Genomic DNA, 22,999 nt, shown 5'->3' with positions numbered 1-22,999 from the left:
CCAAAAGGCCCTCGGCCTGCGCCCGCCCCGCCATCGGCGGGCGCATCCGCGCCGCCGGGGCGGGACGCAGGCCTCTGTCACGCTTGGGGAAACGGTCTTGCCGACAGGCGCTCGAAACGGGCGGGGAAAGGCAGTGCCTTTCCTGATCCGCCCGAAACCGGGCTCACCCCTCGCTCAACCGCGCGGGGCGGCCCGTCAGACGGGCGCGCCGCGTTGCCAGCCGGTCCAGTTCCTGCGGCGCATGCGAGGCCAGAACCACCGCCGGTTTCGTCTCGGCAATCAGCTCCGCCGTAAGGTCCAGCAACTCCTCGACCCGCCCGGCATCGAGCGAGACGAAGGGCTCGTCCAGAATGAGCAGATCGGGCCGCGCCGCAAAGGCCCGCGCCAGCCCCACCCGCCGCGCCTGACCGAGCGACAGCTGCCCGGGCCAATGCGCGCCATATCCTGCCAGACCGACACGGGCGAGCCAGGCCTCGGCCGTCCCTTCATCGGCGCCGGTGGGCAGGATGATATTGTCCAGAACCCGCCGCCACGGCATCAGATTGGGCTCCTGAAACACCATCGCGCGACGGCTGGGCGCCTGCATCTCGCCGCGGAACCTGGTGTCCACCCCGGCCAGAATCCGCAACAGCGTCGACTTGCCCGAGCCCGAGGGGCCCTCGATCCCCAGCACCTCGCCGCCCGCGACGCGCAGGTTGAGTGCACCCAGAACCACGGTACTGCCGAAGCGCTTTTCTTGCAGATCGAGCGCGATCATTCCCGCCTCCAGCGGTTCGCCCGCACCGAGAGCGGCGCAAGGATCAGCCATTCGACAGCCAGCATCACGATGACGAAGGCGGCGGCCCAAGCCAGCACGCCCGCAATGTCGAACATCTGAAAATTCAGATGGATACGGAAGCCGATCCCGTTCGAACGGCCAAGGAATTCGACCACCAGCACGACCTTCCAGATCAGCGCCAGACCGGCCCGCGCGGCGGCGATGAGATGCGGCATCAGCTGCGGAATGAGGATGTGGCGGTGCCGCGCAACAAAGCCCATGCCGAAGACCCGCGCCATTTCCGACAGCGCCGGATCACGCGCCCGCACGCCCTCACGCAGGATCACCGCGACGAGCGGCACCTTGTTCAGCGCCACGGCGGTGATCGCCGCGGTCTCGTTCAACCCGATCCAGAGGTAGCACAGAACGATCAGCACCAGCGCCGGGATGTTGTTCCAGATCGTCAGCCACGGATCGAACCAGTCATTCACCCGGCGAGACAGGCCCAGCACGATGCCCAGCACCGTCCCCGCCAGCATCGCCAGCACGAAAGAGGACACGACCCGCAGCATCGTCGCGCCGAGATCAGGCAGCATCTTGCCCGACAGAAGGCCCCGCGCCAGTTCCGGCAGCACCTGCTGCGGCCCGGGCGCATGGCTCGGATCGCCCAGCACCGCCGCCAAAAGCGCCCAGACCAAGAGCGCCGCGAGGATCGACACCGCCGTCCGCCCGACCGCGCGCCATTCCTGCCCGCCAGAGACGACGACGGGAGGGGCGACGATCCCCCCTCCCGCCTGCGGCTGCGGCTTGCGCGCCATGGTGAACATCAGTTCGTCAGGAAGGTGCCCGGGGGCAGTTCCTTGACCGGCCCGAGCAAGTCCTCGCCGCCGATCCCGGCCATCAGCTTCAGCATCTTGTCGGCGGCGGCTTCATCGACCGGCGCATCGACCGGAATGCCCGCCCGATAGCCCGCCACCAGCGCCAGATATTGCGCGTCGGATTTCGCATTCATCCGCTCGCGCAGCCGGGCAAAGGCGGCATCATCCGTGGCGAGCAGTTGCTTGGCGGCCTTCGACGCGGCCCGCAGCCCCGAGACGACGGCGGGTTTGTCCTTTTCGAGCTTCTCCGAGAAGACATAGCCGAGCAGCGGCGTTTCCGGATCCAGCCCCAGCGCCTTCGCGGCATCCGAGGTCGAAACGAGCGGCTCCATCCCCCGCGCCTGCATCTTGGCGCCGAAATGCCAGAAGTTGATCGCCGCATCGACCTCGCCCGAAAGCGCAGCCTCCATGATCAAGGGCGGCGCGCCGAAGACCTGCTCGGTTTCCTTCGCCAGATCGATGTTGAAGCGTTGCTGCGCATAGGCGCGCAGGATCAGCCAGCTTTTGTCGAGCGGCCCGCCCGCGATGCCGATCTTCTTCCCCTTCAGATCGGCCAGATCCATGATCCCCGATTGCGGCTTGACCAGCAGACCGCCGACCGCGCGCGAATAGGGGATGAAGGTGAAATCCTTGCCCTCGGCGCGCATCCGCGCGACCCAGAACCAGTCGGTCACGATCGCCTCTGCCTCGCCGCCCTGCAGCGCCACCTCGGCCGCGGGGTTGCCCGCCACGGGCAGCACATTCAGCGTGAAGCCGTTCGCCGTATCCAGACCGTAATGCTTGATCGTGTCGAGTTCCCAGTTCACCGTGCCGCCTTCAAGCGCCGCAACCGTCAACGTCGGCAGATCGCCCGCGAACACGGCAACGCCTGACGCCATCAGGGCGGCAAGGCCCGTCGCCAGCCCAACCCCCAGCACGCCACGACGTGTCATCTTGATCATGGTTTCCTCCCTCATTCGTTGCAGGCACGCTACCCCCCACCCTGCCCCCTTCCTATTAGACCAATGGCCAATACGCCCGCGCCCCCGGCTCGGGCAGGATCGGGACTGACCAAGACCAAGGTCGAATGGAACGCGGGGGGTCGGCCCCGTTAACACCTTGGCAGCACCGATCGAAGGGAGAGAGAGATGCTTGACGTCCGCAACCGCCGTTTCCTTGCGGCCCTCTTGCTTGCCAGCCTTCCCGGGCCGCTGTTTGCGCATGGCAACGTGGCCCCACAGCCGGTGAATACAGATGCCCTGCCCGAGGTGGGCGAGGAATGGCTGACCGAGAACCCCTATCGCGCCGACAAGGTGGGCGAGGATGTCTGGAAGACCGCGGTGAAGATCGGCGATTCCGGCTTCAACCAGAACTGTGCGCGCTGTCACGGCCTTGGCGCGGTTTCGGGCGGGCTTGCGCCGGATCTGCGCTTCCTCGAAGCCGAGGAATACGGCGACGAATGGTTCGCCGAGCGCTTCCAGCATGGCTACACGCAGGATGGCACGACGAAGATGCCGGCCTTTGGTCCGATCCTTGGACAAAAGGCGGGCTGGGCGATCCGCACCTATATCGAAACCCGCCCCGAAGATGGCGCGCTGGACGCCCACAACGACCGGATCGAAGCGATCGTGGCCGATCTGATCGCGGGCACGGCGGATGGCAAGGCGATCAAGGTCGAACTTGAACAGATCAACTCCGAGGTCAAGACCTTCTCCGGTGCGCCGGTGGCCGACAGCACCGTGAGCCGTGCTGCCGAGGTGCTGACCGAGGACAAGGCGAGTTTCAAGCACGCGGCCGAGCTGCTCGAGCTTGGCCTGTCGGCAGCGAAATGAGCGCGGGGGCTGGGCGGATGCGGAACCTTGCTCTGACGCTGGCGCTCGTCGGCCTTGCCCCCCTGTCCGTTCAGGCCGCCTGCGAAGGCGTCGCGCCCGGCCAGAAGCCGCAAAACACCTCCGTGCAGGACATCGGGCGCAGCTTTGACCGCATCCGCGCGGAAGGCTGGATCGAGGTTGCGCTTTACGAGGATTACAAGCCCTGGTCCTGGGAGGAGAACGGCACGCCGAAGGGCATCGATGTCGAGATCGCCAAGCTCATTGCCGCCGATCTGGGCGTCGAGCCGCGCATCCGTCTGGTGCAGGCGGGCGAGACGCTGGATGCCGATCTGCTCAACTACGTCTATCGCGGCGCGGTGGTGGGCGGGCACGTCTCCGACCTGATGCTGCATGTGCCCTATGATGTGGATTATGCCTGCCGCTTCGATCAGGTGGTCTTCACCGGCCAATATGCGACCGAGCGGCTGGCGATTGCCTATGACCAAGCGAGCTACCCCGAGAAACCGCCGACGCCGCCGGTCTTTCGCTACGATCCGGTGGGGGTCGAGAATGACTCGATTTCCGATTTCTTCCTGACCTCGGTCGCGCACGGGGCGACGGCAGACAAGGTGCATCGCTACAAGTCGACCGGCGCGGCGATGGCCGGGCTTGCGGCGCATGAGGTGATGGCGGCGATGGGTCCGCGCGCCGAGATCGACGCCAATCTTGCCCCCGGGATCGGCGTGCACGAGCCGCCGTTCCTCGGTCTGGCGAAGCAAAGCTGGACGCTCGGCGTGGGTGTGTCGCTGCAGCATCACGACCTTGGCTATGCGGTCGATGACGCGATTGCCGCGGCGCTCGCCGATGGCCGGATCGCGACGATCTTTGCCGCCTATGGCGTCGATTTCAAACCGCCGCTGCGCTAGACCAGCGTCTCGAAATTCCCCTCGAAATCCACCACCGTCACCGCGCGCAGCCGCATCCGCTGCGCCGCGGTGACGATGTCTTCGCGCTCCATCAGCACGAAGGCGGTCGAGGCCGCATCGCAGAGCGTGGCACTCGCGCCCTCCACCGTCACCGTCGAGAAGCGCGGAATTTGTCCATGCGGGCCAAGGATATGCGAGCCGCCCGGAAAGGCCATCGCCGCGGGGGACGAGGTCGCCATCGCCCCGCCCGTCAGCATCCGCGCCGCCACCATCCCCGCCGCGGGGTCTTCGATGCCCAGCCGGAACGGCCCGCCCAAGGCACGAAACTCGCCCATGTCGATCAGACACGCGCCAAGGCCCGCGCGCGCACAGATCTCGGCCACCCGGTCGGCGGCATGGCCCTGCGCGATGCCGTTCAGCGTCAGCGCCTGCCCGCGCGCGAGCACGATCTCGCGCCCGATCTGCACCCGATGCAGCCCGATCGCCGCGCGCGGCTGCACCGGATCGCGCCCCTCTGCCAAGGCCCGCCAGAGCGGCTGCACCGTCGGGTCAAAGGCGCCGCGCGTCAGGTCATGCACGCGCTTAGCCACTGCCAGAACCGCGCGCAACCGGTCAGATCCCGCCCCGCGCCCGGCCGCATTCAGCCGGGTCAGCTCGCTCTCGGCGTAAAGCGAAAAGGTCGCTTCGATCGCCGCGATCTCGGCGCGGATGTCGGCAAGCGGCAACGCCCCCGGCGCGGTGATCCGCACATCGGCGCCAAAGGCCTGACCGGACCAGGTCTCGGCCCGCGCGCCTTGGGCGATCAGCGCCGCCCCCGCCACGATCTGCAGAAACCGCCGCCGCTTCATGCCACCCTCCGCGCCCGTTTCGCCGCGAGCACCAAGGGCACGCAGCGGCTTTTGTCATCATGGATCGCCACGCAGTCAAGGCACTGGAAACACTCGGAATAGCGGATCTCGCCCGTGGGTTTGATCGCACCATAGGCACAGCGCACCTTGCACAGCTGGCAGGGCTTGCCGCACTCCACCCGCCGCGGGATGAAGGCGCGCAGCCGCAAAAGCCCGCCGAGCCGCATCACCGCGCCCAAGGGGCAGACCGAGCGGCAAAAGCCCTTGAACCAGACGGTCGAGACCGCAAGCCAGCCGATTGCCCAGATCAGATAGGGCCAGGGCCGGTCGAAATGCATCGTGATCGCGGTCTTGAAGGGCTCGAGCTCCGCCGCCGCCTCGGCATGTTCGGGCGCAAGGAAGGCCACGGCGATGAGTCCAGTTGCCGCAATCGGACCGGTCCAGAGCAGCGCCCGGGCCAAACTGCGCGGCGGCTCGATCCGCGGCAGGCGCAACAGCCGCCCGGCGTGATGGGCGAATTCCTGCATCGCGCCAAAGGGACAGAGCCAGCCGCAAAAGAACCCCCGCCCCCAAAGCAGAAAGCCGAGCCCCGCCGCCGCCCAGACGGCCAGACCGAACGGGTCGTAAAGCAGCACCTCGAGCCCGCCCGCGACGAGCCCGCGCGCCACCGCCATCACCGTGACGATGGACAGCTGCCCCTGCCCCCAGAAGCCGACGAAGCCGATCACCAGCGCAAGGATCGTCAGCCGCACCGGGGTGAAGGCACGCAGCCCCGCGAGCCGCGATTGCGTCAGAAGCGCCGCGATCAAGAGGGCAAGAAACCCGGCCAAAGCCCATAGGTCGGTCGCGCGGTTGCGCAGCGCCTCGGCAAAAGGGCTCAGCCGTTCGGGCGCGGCGGGGCGCAGGAAGAACCGCTCCGGTGTCTGCAAAGCCACCGGGAAATGCGCCGAGCCGACCTCGGCCTGAAACATCCCGTGTTGGCGCACGGCTTGCAACCGCAACTCCCAGGGTCGGGTCGGATCGAAGCCCAGACGGCGATCGAGGCGCACCACCATCTTCGTCGCATCGCTCAACTCGGGCGGCAGATCCGCGGCCAGTTCCGGCAGGATATCGGCATCGCGCAGCACCAAGGGCAGCCCGTCCTGCACCGCCGTCAGCCGGTCAGGCGCGGTGTTGCGCACGAAATCCTCGGACACCAGACCATGCTGCCCCGCCTCGATCAGCAGGAACAACTCGTCATCCGGGGCGCGGGCGGTGAAGCGGGCGATCTCGGCCAGCGTCTCGGGCGCGAGCACCGCCCGGGCGAGCGACGGCGGCCCAAGATCGATCGCGTAAAGATCGATGAAGGGCGCCTCCGGGTCGGCCCCCGCGCCATCATGCGCCCATGTCGTGCCTTTGAAGGCCGCATCAAGCTGCGCTTCGCTCACCTGCAAGCGGCCAACAAGCCCCTGATCCAGAAGCGCTTTCCAATCCAGCGCCTCGTCATGCGCGGGATCGGGCTTTGGCGCCGGCCCCGCCCCCACGCCCTGCATCTTTTCGCGCGCCACCGCCAGCGTCGCCGCAAGGATCGAGTCATGCGCGATGCGGACCGAGGCTGTCGCCTTCGTCACCCCGTCCAGATAGACATTGTCCGAGGCCGTCCCGCCCGAGCCGTAAGGCGTGCCGACGACCAGCGGTTCGTTGATCGAATGGCCGCGATATTGTTCCAAAAATGCCCGGAACGGCGCCTCGCCCAGACCCGAGACGAAGATCGGCTCGTTCTGGTGCAAAAGCCGCACGTCGATGAACCGCCCCTCGCGGTCGAGCAGCACCAGCAGGTCGATCGGCGCGCCGGAAAACCCGGGCAAGGGCGCCAAGGGGGCGGTTTCAAAGACGAAACCGGCTTCGCCGCCGCCGGAATTGAGCAGTGTCCACACGCCCTTGTCGTTCACCGGCTGCCCAAGCTCGTAGGGCGCAAGGATCATCGCCGAAAGCTGATCGCGCGTCAGCACCTCCGCGCAAAGCGGGGTCGCAAAGGCCAGCCAGATGAGCAAAAACCGGATCATGTCGCAACTGTGCTTGAGCCGGGACAGGCTGCCTATTCGACCTTGGTGCAAGATCGGCATCGCCCAAATTTCAGGCAGATGCCCGAAAATCCGCGCGACCTTTTCGCCCGGCGCCGCTTTGCCGTGGCATCCGCCGCGGGCCTTCCTAAACTCGGCGCACCGAACGGGGGAAGACATGGCCATTCACGCATCGATCCATCACCTGACGCATTACATCTATGACCGCCCGGTGAGCTTGGGTCCGCAGATCATCCGCCTGCGCCCTGCGCCGCATTCGCGCACGCGGGTGATTTCGCACAGCCTCAAGGTCAGCCCCGGCGGGCATTTCGTGAACCACCAGCAGGACCCCTATGGCAACTGGCTGGCCCGCTTCGTCTTTCCCGAGCCGGTGACCGAGCTGAAGATCGAGGTCGATCTGGTCGCCGACATGACCGTTTACAACCCGTTCGATTTCTTCCTTGAGGAGACGGCCGAGACCTGGCCCTTTGCCTATCCCGAGGAGCTGCGCGACGATCTGTCGATCTACCGCACCCCCGAACCCGAGGGGCCGCGGCTGGCGCAGTTCATCGGCACCATCGATTTCACCAAGACCCGGACGGTGGATTTTCTGGTCGATCTGAACGCGCGCATCTCGCGCGAGGTGCGCTATACGATCCGGCTCGAGCCCGGCGTGCAGACGCCCGACGAGACGCTTGGGCTGGCGTCGGGCTCGTGCCGCGACAGCTCGTGGCTGCTGGTGCAGGTGCTTCGCCATCTCGGTTTCGCCGCCCGCTTCGTCTCGGGCTATCTGATCCAGCTCGCCCCCGATGTGAAGGCGCTGGATGGCCCCTCGGGGACCGAGGTCGATTTCACCGATCTGCACGCCTGGGTCGAGGTCTTCCTGCCCGGCGCGGGCTGGGTGGGGCTTGATCCGACCTCGGGGCTTTTGGCGGGGGAAAGCCATATTCCCTTGGCAGCCACCCCGCATTACCGCAATGCCGCGCCGATCGCGGGGGGATTTACCGCGGTGGGCACGCCCGAGACGCGGTTCGATTTCGACATGACGGTGCGGCGCGTGGCCGAGCATCCGCGCATCACCAAGCCCTTTTCCGAAGAGGCCTGGGATCGGCTGAATGCGCTTGGCCGCAAGGTCGATGAAAGCCTGAGCGCGGGCGATGTGCGTCTGACGATGGGGGGCGAGCCGACCTTCGTCTCGGTCGATGATTTCCAGTCCGCCGAATGGAACACCGAAGCCGTCGGGCCGCAAAAGCGCGCCTTGGCCGATGATCTGATCCGGCGGTTGCGCGCGCGCTTCGCGCCGGGCGGCTTTCTGCATTACGGGCAGGGCAAGTGGTATCCGGGCGAAAGCCTGCCGCGCTGGACCTTTTCGCTGTACTGGCGCCGCGATGGCGTGCCGGTCTGGCAAAACCCCGATCTGGTCGCGCGCGAAAACGCTGCCGCTCCGGTCGGCCCCGCCGAGGCCGGGCGCTTCATGGAGAGTTTCGCCACGCATCTGGGGCTTGATCCGGTCTTTGCCCAGCCTGCCTATGAAGACCCCGGCGAATGGATCCTGAAAGAGGCGAACCTGCCGCCGAATGTCAGCCCGGAAAACCCGAAGCTGAAGAACCCCGAGGACCGCGCCCGTTACGCCCGGGTCTTCAGTCGCGGCCTGACCGAGCCCTCGGGATGCGTCTTGCCGATCCAGCCCTGGCAAGGCCGGGCGGAGGGGCGGCGTTGGCGCTCGGAACTGTGGACGCCGCGGCGCGGGCATCTGTTCCTGGTGCCGGGGGACAGCCCGGTGGGCTTCCGCCTGCCCTTGGGCGCGCTGCCCTATGTGCCGCCCGCGGCCTATCCCTATTCCTATCCCGCCGATCCCACGGTCGAGGTCGGGCCGCTGCCGGATTTCGGCGCGGCCATTGCCGAGCGCCGCGCGAAGATTCAGGCCGAGATCGACCGGCTGGCCGCCGAGGAAGCCCGGGAACAGGCGGCCTTCCTGCCTGCGGTCAGCCCCGAGCATCAGCAGAAATCGACCCGCAGCGAGCGTGACCCGACCGAGCGGGGGGCGCTTTTGGCGCAGGGCACCGATCCGGCGACCGGCGCGGTGCGCACGGCGATTGCGATCGAACCGCGCGACGGGCGGCTGTGCCTCTTCATGCCGCCCTGCGACACGCTCGAAGACTATCTTGATCTGATCGCCAGCGCCGAGGCGACAGCGGCCGAGCTGAACCTGCCGATCCATATCGAGGGCTATGCGCCGCCGCAGGACCCGCGGCTCAATGTGATCCGCGTCGCCCCCGATCCGGGCGTGATCGAGGTGAACATCCACCCCGCGCACAGCTGGGAGGATTGCGTCGCCACGACCGAGGCGATCTATGCCGAGGCCCGCCTGTCGCGCCTTGGCGCCGACAAGTTCATGATCGACGGGCGCCACACCGGGACGGGCGGTGGCAACCATGTCGTCGTGGGCGGCGAGACCCCGAACGACAGCCCGTTCCTGCGCCGCCCGGACCTTCTGAAATCGCTGATCCTGATCTGGCAGCGCCATCCCTGCCTGTCCTATCTGTTCTCGGGTCTTTTCATCGGGCCGACAAGCCAAGCGCCGCGGATCGACGAGGCGCGACATGACACGCTCTATGAACTTGAAATCGCTCTGGCCCAGATCGGCGATCCGGTGAACGGGGGGAACCTGCCGCCGCCGTGGCTGATCGACCGGCTGCTTCGGAACATGCTGATCGATGTCACCGGCAACACCCATCGCGCCGAGATCTGCATCGACAAGCTTTTCTCGCCCGATGGCCCCACCGGCCGTCTGGGTCTGGTCGAGTTCCGCGGCTTCGAGATGCCGCCACATCCGCGCATGTCCTTGGCGCAGCAACTGCTGATCCGGGCGCTGATCGCGCGGCTCTGGAACGCCCCCGTCACCGGGCGGCCGGTCCGCTGGGGCACGGTGCTGCATGACCGTTTCATGCTGCCGCATTACCTGTGGGAGGATCTGCTGTCCCTGCTCGCCGACCTGCGCGCGCATGGGTTCGACTTCGATCCGGTCTGGTTCGAGGCGCAATCCGAGTTCCGCTTCCCCTTCTGCGGCCAGATCGAGGCCGAGGGGGTGCATCTGGAACTGCGTCAGGCGCTCGAGCCCTGGCATGTGCTCGGCGAAACCGGGGCGATCGGCGGCACCGTGCGCTATACCGACAGCTCGGTCGAACGGCTGCAGGTGAAACTGACGAGCCTGCATCAGGACCGCTACACCGTGATGTGCAACCGCCGCCCGGTGCCGATGACGCGCACCAGCACCGCGGGGACCTCGGTCGCGGGGGTGCGCTTCAAGGCCTGGCAGCCGCCTGCCGCGCTGCACCCGACGCTGCCGGTGAACACGCCCTTGGTTTTCGACATCTATGACCGCTGGTCTGGCCGGGCGCTGGCGGGCTGCACCTATCACGTCGCTCATCCGGGCGGGCGCAACTACGACACCTTCCCGGTCAACGCCAACGAAGCCGAGGCCCGGCGCCTTGCCCGGTTCGAGCCGATGGGCCACAGCCCCGCCCCCTACACCCCCGCCCCAGAGGTTCCACACCCGGAGTTTCCGCTAACCCTTGACCTGCGCCGTCCCATCGGGCTTGAGTGAGGCTCACGATCCGGTGAGACATGACCCAGACGCCCCCGCCCCAAGCCCACCCCGCGAATGACCTTTTCGCCAATTACCGGCTGTCGCCCGGGGTGGCGGACGAGCTTTTCGATGCGGGCGGCCAGATGCGCCCGGTCTGGAAGCGCTTTGTCGAACGCTTCGCGCGGCTTTCCCCCGCCGAGGTGACGGCGCGGTTCGAACGCGCCGACCAATATCTGCGCGATGCCGGGGTGTTCTTCCGGCAATATTCGAACGACCCCTTGGCGGAACGGGAATGGCCGCTGTCGCATATTCCGGTCATCCTGCATGAAAGCGAATGGGAAACGATCTGCGCCGGGCTCACCCAACGCGCCGATCTGCTCGAAGCGGTCATGGCCGATCTTTACGGCCCCGGGCGTCTGGTCGCCGAGGGCCATCTGCCCGCGGAACTGATCGCGGGCTCGCGGCAATGGCTGCGCCCGATGGTCGGCGTCACCCCGCGCGGCGGTCATTTCCTGCATGTGCTGGCCTTCGAGATCGGCCGTGCCCCGGATGGGCGCTGGTTCGTGCTGGGCGACCGCACGCAGGCGCCCTCGGGGGCGGGCTTTGCACTCGAAAACCGCATGGCGACCGGGCGCATCTTCCCCGAGCGCTTCCCGCGCGCCCATATCCACCGGCTGGCCGGGTTCTTTGCCACCTTCCGCGCCGCGATGGAGCGGCTCGCCCAAGCGCCGGGCGGACGCGAACGCGCCGCGGCGATCCTGACGCCGGGGCCGCAAAACGACACCTATTACGAACACACCTATATCGCCCGCTATCTGGGCCTGATGCTGCTCGAAGGCGAGGATCTGCTGGTGCAGGACGCGCAGGCGATGGTCCGCACGATCGAGGGGCCGCAGCCCTTGGGCGTGCTTTGGCGGCGCATCGATGCGGCCTTTGCCGATCCGGTCGAACTGGATGCCACCAGCCAGATCGGCACCCCGGGTCTGGTCGAGGCGATCCGCGCGGGCAATCTGGCGATGGTCAATGCGCTCGGCTCGGGCGTGATGGAGATGCGCGCGATGATGGCCTTCCTGCCGAGCATCTGCGAGGTGCTGCGTGGCCAACCGCTGAAGATCCCCAATATCGCCACCTGGTGGTGCGGCGGCGCCCCCGAGCGCGCCCATGTGCGCGATCATTCCGAGCGCATGATGATCGGCTCGGCCTATGCCTGCGATCTGCCCTTCGATCTGGGCGCCGCCACGGCCTTGGGCGGCACGCTGCGCGGTTCGGCCCGGTCGTCGATCTCGGATTGGCTCGAAGCCGAGGGGCAGATGCTCGTCGGACAGGAGGCGGTGACGCTCTCGACCACCCCCGCCTGGGTCGAAAGCGGCACCGGCGCGAACCGGATCGAGCCGCGGCCGATGACGGTGCGGGTCTTTGCGGCGCGCGACGCAAGCGGCAACTGGACCTTCATGAAGGGCGGCTACGCCCGCATCGGCCGTTCGGGCGACACCACGGCGCTGGCGATGCAGCGCGGCGGCGCCGTGGCCGATGTCTGGGTCGTCGCCGACCGCCCGGTGCGGCAGGAGAGCCTGCTTCCCCGCCCCGAAAAGGGCGTGCGCCGGGCCAGCCACGGCATCCTGCCCGCGCGCTCGGCCGACAACCTTTACTGGCTCGGCCGCTATGTCGAGCGGACCGAGGATGCGATCCGGCTCATTCGCGCCTATCACCTGCGTCTGGCCGCCACCGACAATGCCGATGACGCCCGGCTGCGGCTGTTGCGCAGCTTCCTTGCGGGCTATGGCATCACGCTGACCCAACCCGTGCCGGGCGCGCTGATCGACCGGATCGAGGCCGCCCGCGGCTGCGCCGCCAAGGTCCGCGACCGGTTTTCCACGGATGGCTGGACCGCGCTCGCCGATCTCGCCCGCACCGCGCGCTCGATGAGCCAGACCGCGAAACCGGGCGACGACGCCGCCCGCGCGATGTCGGTGCTGCTGCGCAAGATCACCGGGTTTTCCGGTCTCGTGCATGAAAACATGTATCGGTTTTCCGGCTGGACCTTCCTCAGTTTCGGCCGCGCCTTGGAACGCACCGACGCGCTCGCCGCCCTGCTGGCCACCTTCACCGATGCCAAGGCGCCCTCGGGCTGTCTGGATATCGCGATCGAGGTGGCAGACAGCGTGATCACCCATCAGCGCCGCTACCGCATGGAGCGCTCGCGCGAGACGGTTGTGGACCTTCTGGCGCTGGACGGCGACAACCCGCGCTCGATCCTGTTCCAGATCGCGCGGATGCGGGCGCTCGCCGCCGATCTGCCGCATGCGCGCGACAATGGCCGTCTGGCGGCGCTCTCCCGCGCCATCGTGCCGATCGAAAGCCTGCTCTCGGTCGCCGCCCCCGACGAGATCACCACGCATCGGCTGATCACCCTGCGCTCGGAGGTTGGCGAGATTTCGAACCTCGTGACGCAAAGCTATCTGGGGTAGGTCATGCGTTACGACATCAAACTGGCCATCGATTACGACTATGCCGCGCCCTCGGACCATCTGCGCAATCTGGCGCGGTTGCTGCCCCCCGACATTCCGGGCGCGCAGCGCGTGGTCTCGCGCAGGCTGACGCTTGATCCCGCGCCGGACGAGCGCCGCGACGGGCTCGATTTCTTCGGCAATGCGGTGACCTCGGTCGTCTGGCACCGCCCGGTAGCCGATGTGCGGTTCGAACTCGTCGCCCGAATCGAGCGCTTCGCGCGCCCCGAACCGCTCGACCTGTCACCGCCGCTTGCCACGCTCGGCGCCGAGGTCGCGGCGGAAATGACCCTCGATCCGCGCGCCCCGCATCACTTTCTCGGCGCCTCGCCGCGCGTCGTGCCCTGCCCCGAGATCACCGCCTTTGCCCGCGCCGCGACCAACCGCGCGATGACCGCCGCCGCCGCCGTCACCGCCGTCGGCCATGCGCTGCACAGGCACATGACCTTCGACGCCGAGGCGACGACCGTCGACACCCCCCCGCGCGAGGCCTTTGCCCGCGCCCGCGGTGTATGCCAGGATTTCACCCATGTGATGATCGCAGGCCTGCGCGGGATCGGCATTCCGGCGGGCTATGTTTCTGGTTTTCTGCGCACTTTTCCGCCGCCCGGGCAGCCGCGGCTGGAAGGCGCCGATGCGATGCACGCCTGGGTCCGCGCCTGGGTCGGGCGCGAAATGGGCTGGATCGAGTTCGATCCGACCAACGCTCAGGCCGCGGGGGTGGATTTCGTCACCGTCGCCGTCGGTCGCGATTACGACGACGTGGCCCCGATCCGCGGCGCCCTGCGCTCGGCCGGGGGCGCGGAAACACGGCAGGCGGTCGACGTACTGCCACTGGATACGGAATGACCCTGCCCGAGCTTTTGCCCCTTGGCCTTGATGGCGTGCTGATCCGCTTTGCCACCACCTATTCAGACGCGGCGAACAGCGCCGCGCAGCATCTGGCAGCCGCACTTACGGGTGATCCGATCCCGGGCCAGACCGAGGTTGCCCCCGGCCTTGGCTCGGTTCTGCTGCGTTTCGACCGGCTGACGACCCATCGCGCCGATGTTCTGGCCGCCTTGAAGCCTCGGCTTGAAGCGCCGCAAAGCGCGCCTTTCGCTGCGCAGCATTGGACCGTGCCCGCTTGCTTCGGCGGCGCGTGGGGCGCCGATCTGGCCGCGGCGGCAGCTTTGGCCGGGCGCACGGAAGAAGCCCTGATTTCAGAGCTTTGCGCGACCGATCTGCGGGTTCTGGCGCTCGGCTTCGCGCCCGGCCAGCCTTACCTCGGCACCTTGCCCGAGCATTGGCAGATGCCGCGCCTGCCCGCCCTGACGCCCCGGGTCGAGGCGGGCACGATCACCACCGCGCTGCGCCAGATCGTGCTCTTCGCCGCGCCCTCGCCCACCGGCTGGCGCGCACTGGGCCGCACGGCTTTCCGCCCCTTCACCGCCGCTGCCGCCGAGCCCTTCCTGCTGCGCCCGGGCGATTCCCTGCGTTTCACCCCCGAAAGTGCCGAAAACATCGCAAGTCTGATCGAAAAAGGCGATCCTCTGGGGGGTGCACTTCGGAGTATTCCGAAATGACTGGCAATCTCGAAGTCATTTCCGCCGGTCCCGGAATTTCGGTTCAGGATCTGGGCCGCCCCGGCCATACTGCGCTTGGACTTTCGACCGGGGGGGCCGCCGACCGCCGCGCGCTTTGGGAGGCCGCCGCGCTTCTGGGCCAATCCCGCCCGTTCGCTGCCTTGGAACTGCCGCTGACCGGCGCGCGGTGTCGTGTCACCGTGCCCACGCGGATCGCGCTCACCGGGGCGCCGATGCAGGCGAGCCGTGATGGCAAGACCTTGATCTGGAACGCCTCCCACCAGCTGGAACCGGGCGAGATCCTCGACCTGCGCCCCGGCGAGAGCGGCGTTTACGGCTATCTCTCCCTCGCGGGCGGGCTTTTGACGAGGGAAACCCTCGGCGCTCGCGCGACCCTGGCCGCCGCCGGGCTTGGCACGCCGGTTCAGGCCGGGATGCGCCTGCCTTTCGGCGCGGATCCCGCGCCCGACACCCCCGCACAGCGCCTGCCGCTTGATGATCGTTTCACGGGCGGCGTGCTGCGGGTGATCGACGGGCCGCAAACCGCGCTATTCGCCCCCGACACCCGGACCCGCGCCTTCGCGACGCCCTTCAAGGCCGGTCCGGCCAGCCGTCAAGGCCTTGCGCTCTTGCAAGACGGCGCTCCGTTCGCCACTGCCACGGCGGGGCTGCTTTCGGATTTCATCGGTCCCGGCGACGTTCAGATGACCGGAACGGGGCAAGCAGTTGTGCTGCTGGCCGATTGCCAGACCATCGGTGGTTATCCGCGCCTTGGCACGGTGATCCCTGCCGACCTGCCGCGCGCGGCGCAGGCCCGCCCCGGCACGGCCCTGCGGCTGGTGGACATCACCATGGACGCCGCCGAGATCGCCTCGCCGCCCGAAGCGCTCTGGCTCGCCCCCCTGCGCGCGCGGGTGGCACCGCTGACCCGCGATCCGCGCGACATTCCCGACCTTTTGTCCTACCAACTGATCTCGGGCGCGGTGCGCGGCGACGAGGAGGATGCATGAAACTCGATCTCAACTCCGACATGGGCGAAGGCGCGGGCGCCGACGAGGCGCTGCTCGATGTCGTCACCTCGGCCAATATCTGCTGCGGGCTCCATGCGGGCGGGCCGCTGGAAATGGCGCGCGTGATGGCGCTGGCGGCGGCGAAGGGCGTCGGCATCGGCGTGCATCCGGGCTTTGACGACCGCGCGAATTTTGGCCGCACGCGGATGCGGCTTTCGAAACCGGAGCTGGTCGATCTGATCACCTGGCAGACCGGGGCGATGGCCGCAGTCGCGCAGGCCAAAGGATTGAAACTGCGTCATTTCAAGCTGCATGGGGCGCTCTCGAACATCACTTCCGAGGACGCGGATCTTGCCCGCACCTGCTATGCGGCGGCGCTTTCGGTCGTGCCGGATCTGAAGCTGATGGTGCTTTCTGAAACGGCGCAGGAAGCCGCCGCGCGCGACCTGAACGTCGATTGGGCGGGCGAGATTTTCGCCGACCGCGCCTATAACGACGATGCGACGCTGGTTGATCGCTCGCTTCCCGGCGCGGTTCTGCATGATGCAGAGGACGCCGCCGCGCGGATTTTGAACATGCTGCGCGCGGGCGCGATCATTGCGGCCAGCGGGCATCGCATCCCGGCGCGGATCGACACCGTTTGCCTGCATGGCGACACACCGGAAGCCCTTGAAATGGCACGATTGCTGCGCAGCAAATTGCAGGCCGAAGGGGTCGTGCTTCAGCCCCTTTGAAGGAATGTCAGAACCGAACGCGCGGCGCGCAGACCGGGGGATTCGCCGCCCTCGCCCAGACGCTGCATCGTCACCTCCATCGCCGCAATCTGCGTCGCGCGGCGTGCGGGATCGTGCCAAAGGTCATGCAACGCCCGCGCCATGGGCTTGGGCTGACAGGCCGGGCCAAGGAATTCCGGCACCGCGCGGGTGTCCGAGACAAGGTTCACCAGCGTCACCGTGTCGATCAGCATCGCGCGCTTGGTGATGTGCCAGGTGAGCCAGTTCATCCGGTAGCCGATCACCATTGGCACGCGGTGCGCGGCCAACTCCAGACTGACCGTGCCCGAGGCCGCAAGCGCCAGATCGGCGGCGGCAAAGGCCGCGCGCTTGTCCGCCCCGGCCTCAAGCACATTCGGAACCTCGTCCCATGTGCAGGCCATCTCGCGCACCAGAGCCGCGACGCCGCGCACCGTCGGAATGACCACGCGAAGGCCGGGCACGCCTTGCCGCAGTGCGGCAACGGTTGCCGCGAAACGCGGCATCAGACGCTTCACCTCGCCGCGCCGCGAACCGGGCAGACACAGCAGCAGCGGCTGATCCTCCCCGATCATCAGCGTCTCGCGCAGCGCCTCGGCCTCGGTTTGCGTCGCGCGCGGCTCGGCCACGACCGGATGGCCGACGAAATCACAACTCATCCCCGCGGCGGTCATATAGGGCGGCTCGAAGGGCAGAAGCGCCAGAACATGGTCGATGACCTCGGCCATCTTCGCCGCGCGGCCAGGCCGCCAGGCCCAGACCGAGGGCGCGACGTAATGCACGGTCTTTTGCGCGGGCCGCGCGGTCTTGACGATCCGCGCCACGCGCAGGCAGAAATCCGGGCTGTCGATGGTGATCAGCGCCACGGGCGCGGCGTCGAGCACCGCCTGCGCGGTCTCGGCGATGCGGCGCTTGAGATGGCGATACTTCGGCAGCACCTCGAGAAGCCCCATGACCGACAGCTCTTCCATCGGGAAAAGGCTTTTGAGGCCAAGGGCTTCCATCTGCGGTCCGCCGATGCCGACAAATTCGACACCGGGAACCAGATCGCTCAGCGCCGCCATCAGCGCCGCCCCGAGCTTGTCGCCAGAGGCTTCACCGGCGACGAGGAACAGCTTCACGGACTGCGCCCCCACAGGAAAATTCCCGCCGCCTCGGCCGCTGCGATCGTCGCCGTGCGGTCCAGAAGCAGCACGCCACCCGCCTCGAACACGATGCCGCTCAGCCCCGCGGCGGCAGCTTTGGCGACCGTCTGCAGCCCCAAAGCGGGCAGGTCGATGCGGCGATCCTGCCCCGGTTTCGGCGCCTTGAAAAAGACACCCGCCTTCGGCATCGGCACCAGCGCGCGATGCGCGGCGACGAAGTCGAGCAGCGCATCGGTGCCCGGCAAGGCCTCGACGCCAAGGCAAAGACCGCGCGCGACGACCGCGCCCTGCCCGACATCGACGGCGCCCAAGGCGGCGACAATCTCCGCTGCGCGTGCAGCATCAAGCTGATCCTGATCGCTGACCGCGCCGCACAAAAGCCCGTCGCCCGGGACCAGATCCGGGGCGATCGTATCGGCACCGATCACCTCGAACTCCCACTCCTCGAACAGCGCGATCACCGCCCGCAGAGTCGCGTCATCGCCCGCCTGCATCGCGCCGACAAGACGCGGCACCAGAGACGCAGTGCGGGCATCGAAGAGTTCGGGTTCAAGCTTCGGCCGCTGCATCGCCCCCGCAAAACAGACGCGACGAATGCCGCGATCGACCAGCGTGTCAAGGAAGGGCACCAGCCGCTCGATGCGGAAAGGCAGCACCGAGCCCCCCGGCGCGGGTTGGCCATCGAGCGCACAAACCAGCATCTCGGGCGCGGCCTGCAAAAGCAGCCCCGGCAGCGCCCCTCCTCCGGCGATCAGCGCCGTTTCCGCCCCGATGCTCATCGCGGCGTCAGGAAGCTGCGGTCCGAGGGACCAAGGATGAAATCAAGCACTTCGCGGACATGGCGGCTTTCGGTGCCCTCTTCCGAGAGCTTGCGGGCCTGTTCGCGGAAGTTGCCTTCGCCCAAGGCCATGTAGAGTTCGCGAAGTGCAGAAATTTCGGAACGTTCCACACCGCGACGCTTCAGCCCGACAAGGTTCAACCCCTCGAGCCCCGCGCGCGGGCCTGCGACCAGCGCATGCGGAATCACGTCGGAGGCCACCATCGACAACGCCCCGATGATCGCCCCATGCCCGATCCGCACCCATTGATGCACGCCCGACAGACCGCCGACGATCACGTCATCCTCGATCACGCAATGACCCGCGATCGCGACCGAATTCACCAGAATGACCCGGTTGCCGATCTGCACATCATGCGCGACATGGGCATTCGCCATGAAGAGCCCGTCGTCACCGACGCGGGTGACGCCGCCGCCGCCCTCGGTACCGCAGTTCATTGTCACATATTCACGGATGCGGTTGCGCGCGCCGATCACCAGCCGCGTCTTCTCGCCCTTGAATTTCAGATCCTGCGGGATCTGCCCGAGCGAGGCGAAGGGAAAGACCACGGTGCCCGCGCCGATCTCGGTCGCGCCCGCGATCACCACATGGCTTTTCAGCTCGACCCCTTCGGCCAGGATCGTCTCGGGGCCGATGTGGCAGAACGGGCCGATCACGCAGCCCGCCCCGATCACCGCGCCCGGCTCGATCACCGAGGAAGGATGCACGCGGGCCGTTGCGTCAACGCCCATGGTCAGCCCTTCAAATCCATCATCGCGGTGAATTCCGCAGTCGCTGCGAGCTGCCCTTCGACGAAGGATTCGCCAAGGAATTTCCAGACCTTGCCACCGCCGCGCTTGACCGTGACCTTCATTTCAAGAACGTCGCCCGGCACCACCTTGCGGCGGAACTTGCAGGCGTCGATCGCCATGAAATAGGTGCCAAGCGGCTTGTCGATCACGTTCATCGAAATACCCACGACCACGGCCGCGGTCTGCGCCATCGCCTCGACGATCATCACGCCCGGCATCACCGGCTCCTCGGGGAAGTGGCCGGTGAATTGCGGTTCGTTGTTGGTCACGCATTTGATCCCGGTGGCGCTTTCGAAGGGAACGATGTCGCGCACCTTGTCGATCATCAGGAAGGGATACCGATGCGGAATGATCCGCTTGATCAGGCTCAGATCGGCACTGGTGTAGGGGGCGGGTTCGGTCATCTTCGATCCTTCCAAAACGGGCCTTCAAAACTGACGCGCGGCCTTTGGCCGTTGCTATCGTTGCCGCGCCCGCTTGGCAAGAACGGGGCGCGATCGGCTGGGCGGCTATTCGCCGCCGTTGCCGGCCGGATCGGGCGTCGGTTGCGCCTCGGCCGGGCCGGCCCCGAGCCGGGCATCCATCAGCCGGGCCAGTTCCTCGGTGATGTCGGCCGCCTCGAGGCCGCGAATGATCGCGCGCCGGTCGAGCACCATCACCGCATGCCGCCGCGTCAGAACCTCGTCCATCAGCGGGCCGCTTGCCGCGAAAAACGCCTGCCGCGCCGCTTCGTAAGTCTGCGTCAGCGACTGCGCCTTGGCCTTTTGCGCCGCCCGGATCCCGGTGGCGCGCTCGTCAAAGGCATCGGCTTCGGTGCGAAAGGCCGCGGGGGTCAACTTGGCGCGGCGATCGGTCAGCGACTTTTCCTCGGCAATCAGATCGTCGGCGATGCGCGTATTCTCGGCGTTCAGCGCGGCCGAGTCGCGTGCCATGTCGGCCGCAATGCGCTTGCCCCAGAGCGTATCATCAAAGAGCCGTTCGAAATCGAGCGACAGCACCGGCACCGGGGGAGCGGTCGGCGCCACCGGCTGATCGGCCCGAACAGGTGCCCCCGCAAGGCAGACCGCAAGAACCCCCGCGCAGAGGCCAAGGCGCAAAAGGCCGGGGAGAATCCCCGGCCCTTGTATCGTCATGCGTGCGAGACCCCGCAGCATCGGCTCAGAACTTCGTCGCGATGGTCAGGTCGAAGTTCTGCTCGAGGTCGTAGTCTTCCTTCTTCAGCGCCTTGGTGAAGTTCAGACGCAGCGGGCCAAGCGCCGAATCCCAGAACACCGAGAAGCCGACGGCAGAGCGCAGGCGCATGGAATCGTCGACCGGATTGCTGCCGGTCGGACCGCCCGCGGTGTTGTCCAGCCCCCAGACCGAGCCGGTATCCCAGAACAACCCGCCGTGGACGCCATATTCCTCGGGCAGGCCAAGCGGGAACTCGCTTTCGAGCCGAAGCGCGGCGTAATACTTGCCGCCAAGCGCGTCCTCGTTCGGCACGTTGGTGTCGCGCGGGCCGTAGCCGTTGCTTTCGAAACCGCGCACCTTGTTGTTGCCCGAGAAGCGATCAAGGATCGACAAGCTGGTGTCGCCGCGCGCCGCGATCGCGCCGCCTTCAAGTTCGGCCCGCAGCGTCACGTCTTCGTTCCAGACCTTGCGTTCGGCCCGCAGGAGCGCCGAGGTTTTCAGCGCCTCGACATCGCCACCGACGCCGTAAAGATCCTGCCCGAAGCGGAAGGTGAACCCCGTCCGCGGATCGATGCCGGTGCGACGGGTATCCCAGGTGTAGGTATAGCCCGGGCCCATGCTGTCGCGGGTGCCCGCTTCCGCGCTCAGGATCGGCGAAGAGCCGACGTCGTCGGAGGTGCCTGCAATATTGTCAGCACCATCATCATAGTCCGTCACGCCATAAAGGTCGTTGCGCAGGAAGCTGTAGCGCAGTTCGAGCCGCGAGTTCCGCGCCAGCGGGAATTCGAGCGAGGGCGAAAGCCCCATCATCTTGGTGTTGTAATCGGAGTTGTCGTTCTCCGAGGTGTTATACCACAGATGGAACCGCCCCTTCAGATCGCGGCCAAGGATATGCGGCTCGATGAAATCGATCGAGTTCTGCTGGTTATCCTTGGTCGTCCCGATCGAGATGCCAAGATACTGGCCGCGGCCGAGGAAGTTCGATTCCTCAAGCGAGGCGTTGATCCCGAAGCCCGACGAGGCTCCGTAGCTGGCGCCAAACGAAAGCGAGCCGGTCGGCTGTTCCTCGACATCGACGCCGACGATCACCTGATCGGGGCCGGTGCCCTGTTTCGTGCCGACATCAGCCTTGGAGAAGAAGCCAAGGGCGCGGATGCGCTCGGCGGCATTCTTGATTTCACGCGGGTTGAAGGGGTCGCCTTCGACCGTCCTGAACTCGCGCCGGATCACGCTGTCGAGCGTGGTGGTGTTGCCCTCGATGTCGATGCGCTCGACAAAGACGCGCTCGCCCCGCACCAGCGCGAATTCGATGTTCAGCGTCTGGGTGCGCGGATCACGGGTGATGCGCGGATCGACGCGGACGAAATTCACGCCCTTGCGCAGCGCGACCTCTTCCATCCGGGTCACGGCGTAATCGACATCGGTCGGCGAATAGACCCGGCCCGACCGGATCTTCGCCAGCCCCTCGAAATCCTTCGCGTCGAGCTCGGGAACTTCGGAAACAGTGGTGATCTGACCGAACTTGTATTGCTGACCTTCGCGGATGTTGAAGGTCATGAAGAAGCCTTCGCGGTCGCGCGTCATCTCCGAGGAGACGCCGGTCACTTCCACATCCGGATAGCCGCGCGAATGGTAGAAGTCGACAAGCATCTGCCGGTCAAGCTGCACCCGATCGGGCACGAAGGTGTCGCGCTGGATCAGACGGTGCAGGATGCCCGCCTGTTTCGTGCCCAGCACGTCGCGCAGACGCCGGTCCGAGAACGAGCGGTTGCCGGTGAAGGTGATGCGGTTGACCTCGGAAACGGCGCCTTCCTTGATCTCGAAGACGACGTCGACACGGTTGCCATCGCGCTTGATCACCTTCGGATCGACGCGCGCGGCCAGACGGCCGGTGGTGGCGTAACCTTCGGCCAGCGCGGCGGCATCGGCCTCGACCGTGGCGGGCGAGAACACCTTGCGCGGCTGGGTCTTCACGATGGTCGCGAGCTTGTCGTCCTTCAGGATCTTGTTGCCTTCGAAGTCGACGACGTTGACCGTCGGATATTCCTTGACGCGGATCACCAGCGTGGCGCCCTGCGGCACCAGCTCGACCGTTTCAAACAGGCCCGAGTTCTGCAGACGCTGGAATGCATCGTTCAGCGCCCCGGCGCTGACTTTCGCGCCCTTCGCGATTCCGGCGTAGCTGAGCACCGTTCCCGCCTCGACGCGGTCGTTGCCCTCGATCTTCACGCTCTGGAAAGCATAGTCCTGCGCCAGAACCGGCGTCGCGACAAAGGCGCAAGGCACTGCAAGCGCAAGGAATGTGCTGGTTGCCAGCGTGCCCAGACGGGTCTTCGCCGTGGTCTTGGCAGGTTGCAGCCGGATCGTCATCGCACTCTCCCCGTCAG

General features: G+C 67.1%; 19 protein-coding genes. 8 read left to right on the top strand and 11 right to left on the bottom strand.

What is annotated here, in order from left to right; translation table 11 throughout:
• Positions 1-163 precede the first annotated feature (163 nt).
• The 3 genes from C8J30_RS01495 to C8J30_RS01485 are packed head-to-tail and all read right to left on the bottom strand — an operon-like array spanning position 164 to position 2,576.
• Positions 164-757, bottom strand: coding sequence for an ABC transporter ATP-binding protein (locus tag C8J30_RS01495; RefSeq protein ID WP_110804276.1), 594 nt, complete (start codon positions 755-757; stop codon positions 164-166).
• Positions 754-1,584 carry an ABC transporter permease gene (locus C8J30_RS01490; RefSeq protein WP_342767496.1) on the bottom strand — a complete coding sequence of 277 codons (831 nt, stop codon included), beginning with the start codon at positions 1,582-1,584 and terminating at the stop codon, positions 754-756. Before C8J30_RS01490 ends, C8J30_RS01495 begins: the two co-directional genes overlap by 4 nt.
• Positions 1,584-2,576, bottom strand: a complete 993-nt coding sequence (locus tag C8J30_RS01485) for an ABC transporter substrate-binding protein (RefSeq protein WP_110803951.1) — start codon at positions 2,574-2,576, stop codon at positions 1,584-1,586. Before C8J30_RS01485 ends, C8J30_RS01490 begins: the two co-directional genes overlap by 1 nt.
• A gap of 186 nt (positions 2,577-2,762) precedes the next feature.
• On the opposite strand from C8J30_RS01485, the gene pedF reads away from it, so the two are divergent.
• Positions 2,763-3,446 carry a cytochrome c-550 PedF gene (pedF, locus tag C8J30_RS01480; protein ID WP_110803950.1) on the top strand — a complete coding sequence of 228 codons (684 nt, stop codon included), beginning with the start codon at positions 2,763-2,765 and terminating at the stop codon, positions 3,444-3,446.
• 17 nt (positions 3,447-3,463) lie between these two features.
• Complete coding sequence (locus tag C8J30_RS01475) at positions 3,464-4,351, top strand: substrate-binding periplasmic protein (RefSeq protein ID WP_110803949.1); 888 nt, start codon at positions 3,464-3,466, stop codon at positions 4,349-4,351.
• Here the strand turns inward: C8J30_RS01475 and C8J30_RS01470 are convergent.
• The gene (locus C8J30_RS01470) at positions 4,348-5,199 is read right to left on the bottom strand and encodes an FAD:protein FMN transferase (RefSeq protein ID WP_110803948.1); all 852 of its coding nucleotides are present in this window, start codon (positions 5,197-5,199) and stop codon (positions 4,348-4,350) included. The two genes, C8J30_RS01475 and C8J30_RS01470, sit on opposite strands and share 4 nt — an antisense overlap.
• A complete protein-coding gene (locus C8J30_RS01465) occupies positions 5,196-7,244 on the bottom strand; it encodes a 4Fe-4S binding protein (protein ID WP_110803947.1) in 2,049 nt (682 codons plus the stop codon). The genes C8J30_RS01470 and C8J30_RS01465 overlap by 4 nt, the downstream gene beginning before the upstream one ends.
• Positions 7,245-7,419: 175 nt before the next feature.
• Here C8J30_RS01465 and C8J30_RS01460 point away from each other — a divergent pair, with 175 nt between their 5' ends.
• Genes C8J30_RS01460 through C8J30_RS01435 form a run of 6 tightly spaced genes read left to right on the top strand, consistent with a single transcriptional unit; the run spans position 7,420 to position 16,646 of the window.
• A complete protein-coding gene (locus C8J30_RS01460) occupies positions 7,420-10,848 on the top strand; it encodes a transglutaminase family protein (protein ID WP_110803946.1) in 3,429 nt (1,142 codons plus the stop codon).
• Positions 10,849-10,868: 20 nt separating this feature from the next.
• A complete protein-coding gene (locus C8J30_RS01455) occupies positions 10,869-13,298 on the top strand; it encodes a circularly permuted type 2 ATP-grasp protein (protein WP_110803945.1) in 2,430 nt (809 codons plus the stop codon).
• Positions 13,299-13,301: 3 nt separating this feature from the next.
• Positions 13,302-14,186, top strand: coding sequence for a transglutaminase family protein (locus C8J30_RS01450; protein WP_110803944.1), 885 nt, complete (start codon positions 13,302-13,304; stop codon positions 14,184-14,186).
• On the top strand, positions 14,183-14,902 hold the full coding sequence (locus C8J30_RS01445) for a 5-oxoprolinase subunit B family protein (protein WP_110803943.1): 720 nt from the start codon (positions 14,183-14,185) through the stop codon (positions 14,900-14,902). Before C8J30_RS01450 ends, C8J30_RS01445 begins: the two co-directional genes overlap by 4 nt.
• Positions 14,899-15,912, top strand: a complete 1,014-nt coding sequence (locus C8J30_RS01440) for a 5-oxoprolinase subunit C family protein (protein WP_110803942.1) — start codon at positions 14,899-14,901, stop codon at positions 15,910-15,912. The genes C8J30_RS01445 and C8J30_RS01440 overlap by 4 nt, the downstream gene beginning before the upstream one ends.
• Positions 15,909-16,646, top strand: a complete 738-nt coding sequence (locus C8J30_RS01435; protein ID WP_110803941.1) for a LamB/YcsF family protein — start codon at positions 15,909-15,911, stop codon at positions 16,644-16,646. Before C8J30_RS01440 ends, C8J30_RS01435 begins: the two co-directional genes overlap by 4 nt.
• On the opposite strand, the gene lpxB is transcribed toward C8J30_RS01435, so the two are convergent.
• The 6 genes from lpxB to bamA form a co-directional block, all read right to left on the bottom strand.
• Complete coding sequence (lpxB, locus tag C8J30_RS01430) at positions 16,634-17,785, bottom strand: lipid-A-disaccharide synthase (RefSeq protein WP_110804274.1); 1,152 nt, start codon at positions 17,783-17,785, stop codon at positions 16,634-16,636. The two genes, C8J30_RS01435 and lpxB, sit on opposite strands and share 13 nt — an antisense overlap.
• Positions 17,782-18,588, bottom strand: a complete 807-nt coding sequence (locus tag C8J30_RS01425; RefSeq protein ID WP_181420731.1) for an LpxI family protein — start codon at positions 18,586-18,588, stop codon at positions 17,782-17,784. Before C8J30_RS01425 ends, lpxB begins: the two co-directional genes overlap by 4 nt.
• Positions 18,585-19,379 (bottom strand): acyl-ACP--UDP-N-acetylglucosamine O-acyltransferase, encoded by a 795-nt coding sequence (gene lpxA / locus C8J30_RS01420; RefSeq protein WP_110803940.1) that lies wholly within the window; start codon positions 19,377-19,379, stop codon positions 18,585-18,587. Before lpxA ends, C8J30_RS01425 begins: the two co-directional genes overlap by 4 nt.
• 2 nt (positions 19,380-19,381) lie before the next feature.
• Entirely contained in the window at positions 19,382-19,843 is a 462-nt protein-coding gene (gene fabZ, locus C8J30_RS01415; RefSeq protein ID WP_110803939.1) for a 3-hydroxyacyl-ACP dehydratase FabZ, read from the bottom strand.
• A 105-nt stretch (positions 19,844-19,948) separates the two neighbouring features.
• Positions 19,949-20,572: an OmpH family outer membrane protein gene (locus C8J30_RS01410; protein WP_181420730.1), complete on the bottom strand. Its 624-nt coding sequence runs from the start codon at positions 20,570-20,572 to the stop codon at positions 19,949-19,951.
• Positions 20,573-20,597: 25 nt separating this feature from the next.
• A complete protein-coding gene (bamA, locus tag C8J30_RS01405; RefSeq protein ID WP_110803937.1) occupies positions 20,598-22,982 on the bottom strand; it encodes an outer membrane protein assembly factor BamA in 2,385 nt (794 codons plus the stop codon).
• Between the last annotated feature and the right edge of the window lie 17 nt (positions 22,983-22,999).

The organism is Rhodobacter viridis (assembly GCF_003217355.1).
Lineage (GTDB): Bacteria > Pseudomonadota > Alphaproteobacteria > Rhodobacterales > Rhodobacteraceae > Rhodobacter > Rhodobacter viridis.
Note: the sequence above shows the minus strand (reverse complement) of the source record. Positions and strands in the feature narration are given on the sequence as shown.

Bases quoted from the DNA above. Each gene is read 5' to 3' on its own strand.
- fabZ (WP_110803939.1), bottom strand. From the start codon at position 19,843: ATGACCGAACCCGCCCCCTACACCAGTGCCGATCTGAGCCTGATCAAG.
- lpxA (WP_110803940.1), bottom strand. From the start codon at position 19,379: ATGGGCGTTGACGCAACGGCCCGCGTGCATCCTTCCTCGGTGATCGAG.
- C8J30_RS01440 (WP_110803942.1), top strand. From the start codon at position 14,899: ATGACTGGCAATCTCGAAGTCATTTCCGCCGGTCCCGGAATTTCGGTT.
- C8J30_RS01475 (WP_110803949.1), top strand. From the start codon at position 3,464: ATGCGGAACCTTGCTCTGACGCTGGCGCTCGTCGGCCTTGCCCCCCTG.
- C8J30_RS01495 (WP_110804276.1), bottom strand. From the start codon at position 757: ATGATCGCGCTCGATCTGCAAGAAAAGCGCTTCGGCAGTACCGTGGTT.
- C8J30_RS01450 (WP_110803944.1), top strand. From the start codon at position 13,302: ATGCGTTACGACATCAAACTGGCCATCGATTACGACTATGCCGCGCCC.
- pedF (WP_110803950.1), top strand. From the start codon at position 2,763: ATGCTTGACGTCCGCAACCGCCGTTTCCTTGCGGCCCTCTTGCTTGCC.
- C8J30_RS01425 (WP_181420731.1), bottom strand. From the start codon at position 18,588: ATGAGCATCGGGGCGGAAACGGCGCTGATCGCCGGAGGAGGGGCGCTG.
- C8J30_RS01470 (WP_110803948.1), bottom strand. From the start codon at position 5,199: ATGAAGCGGCGGCGGTTTCTGCAGATCGTGGCGGGGGCGGCGCTGATC.
- C8J30_RS01465 (WP_110803947.1), bottom strand. From the start codon at position 7,244: ATGATCCGGTTTTTGCTCATCTGGCTGGCCTTTGCGACCCCGCTTTGC.
- C8J30_RS01460 (WP_110803946.1), top strand. From the start codon at position 7,420: ATGGCCATTCACGCATCGATCCATCACCTGACGCATTACATCTATGAC.
- C8J30_RS01455 (WP_110803945.1), top strand. From the start codon at position 10,869: ATGACCCAGACGCCCCCGCCCCAAGCCCACCCCGCGAATGACCTTTTC.
- C8J30_RS01445 (WP_110803943.1), top strand. From the start codon at position 14,183: ATGACCCTGCCCGAGCTTTTGCCCCTTGGCCTTGATGGCGTGCTGATC.
- C8J30_RS01435 (WP_110803941.1), top strand. From the start codon at position 15,909: ATGAAACTCGATCTCAACTCCGACATGGGCGAAGGCGCGGGCGCCGAC.
- C8J30_RS01490 (WP_342767496.1), bottom strand. From the start codon at position 1,584: ATGTTCACCATGGCGCGCAAGCCGCAGCCGCAGGCGGGAGGGGGGATC.
- C8J30_RS01410 (WP_181420730.1), bottom strand. From the start codon at position 20,572: ATGACGATACAAGGGCCGGGGATTCTCCCCGGCCTTTTGCGCCTTGGC.
- bamA (WP_110803937.1), bottom strand. From the start codon at position 22,982: ATGACGATCCGGCTGCAACCTGCCAAGACCACGGCGAAGACCCGTCTG.
- C8J30_RS01485 (WP_110803951.1), bottom strand. From the start codon at position 2,576: ATGATCAAGATGACACGTCGTGGCGTGCTGGGGGTTGGGCTGGCGACG.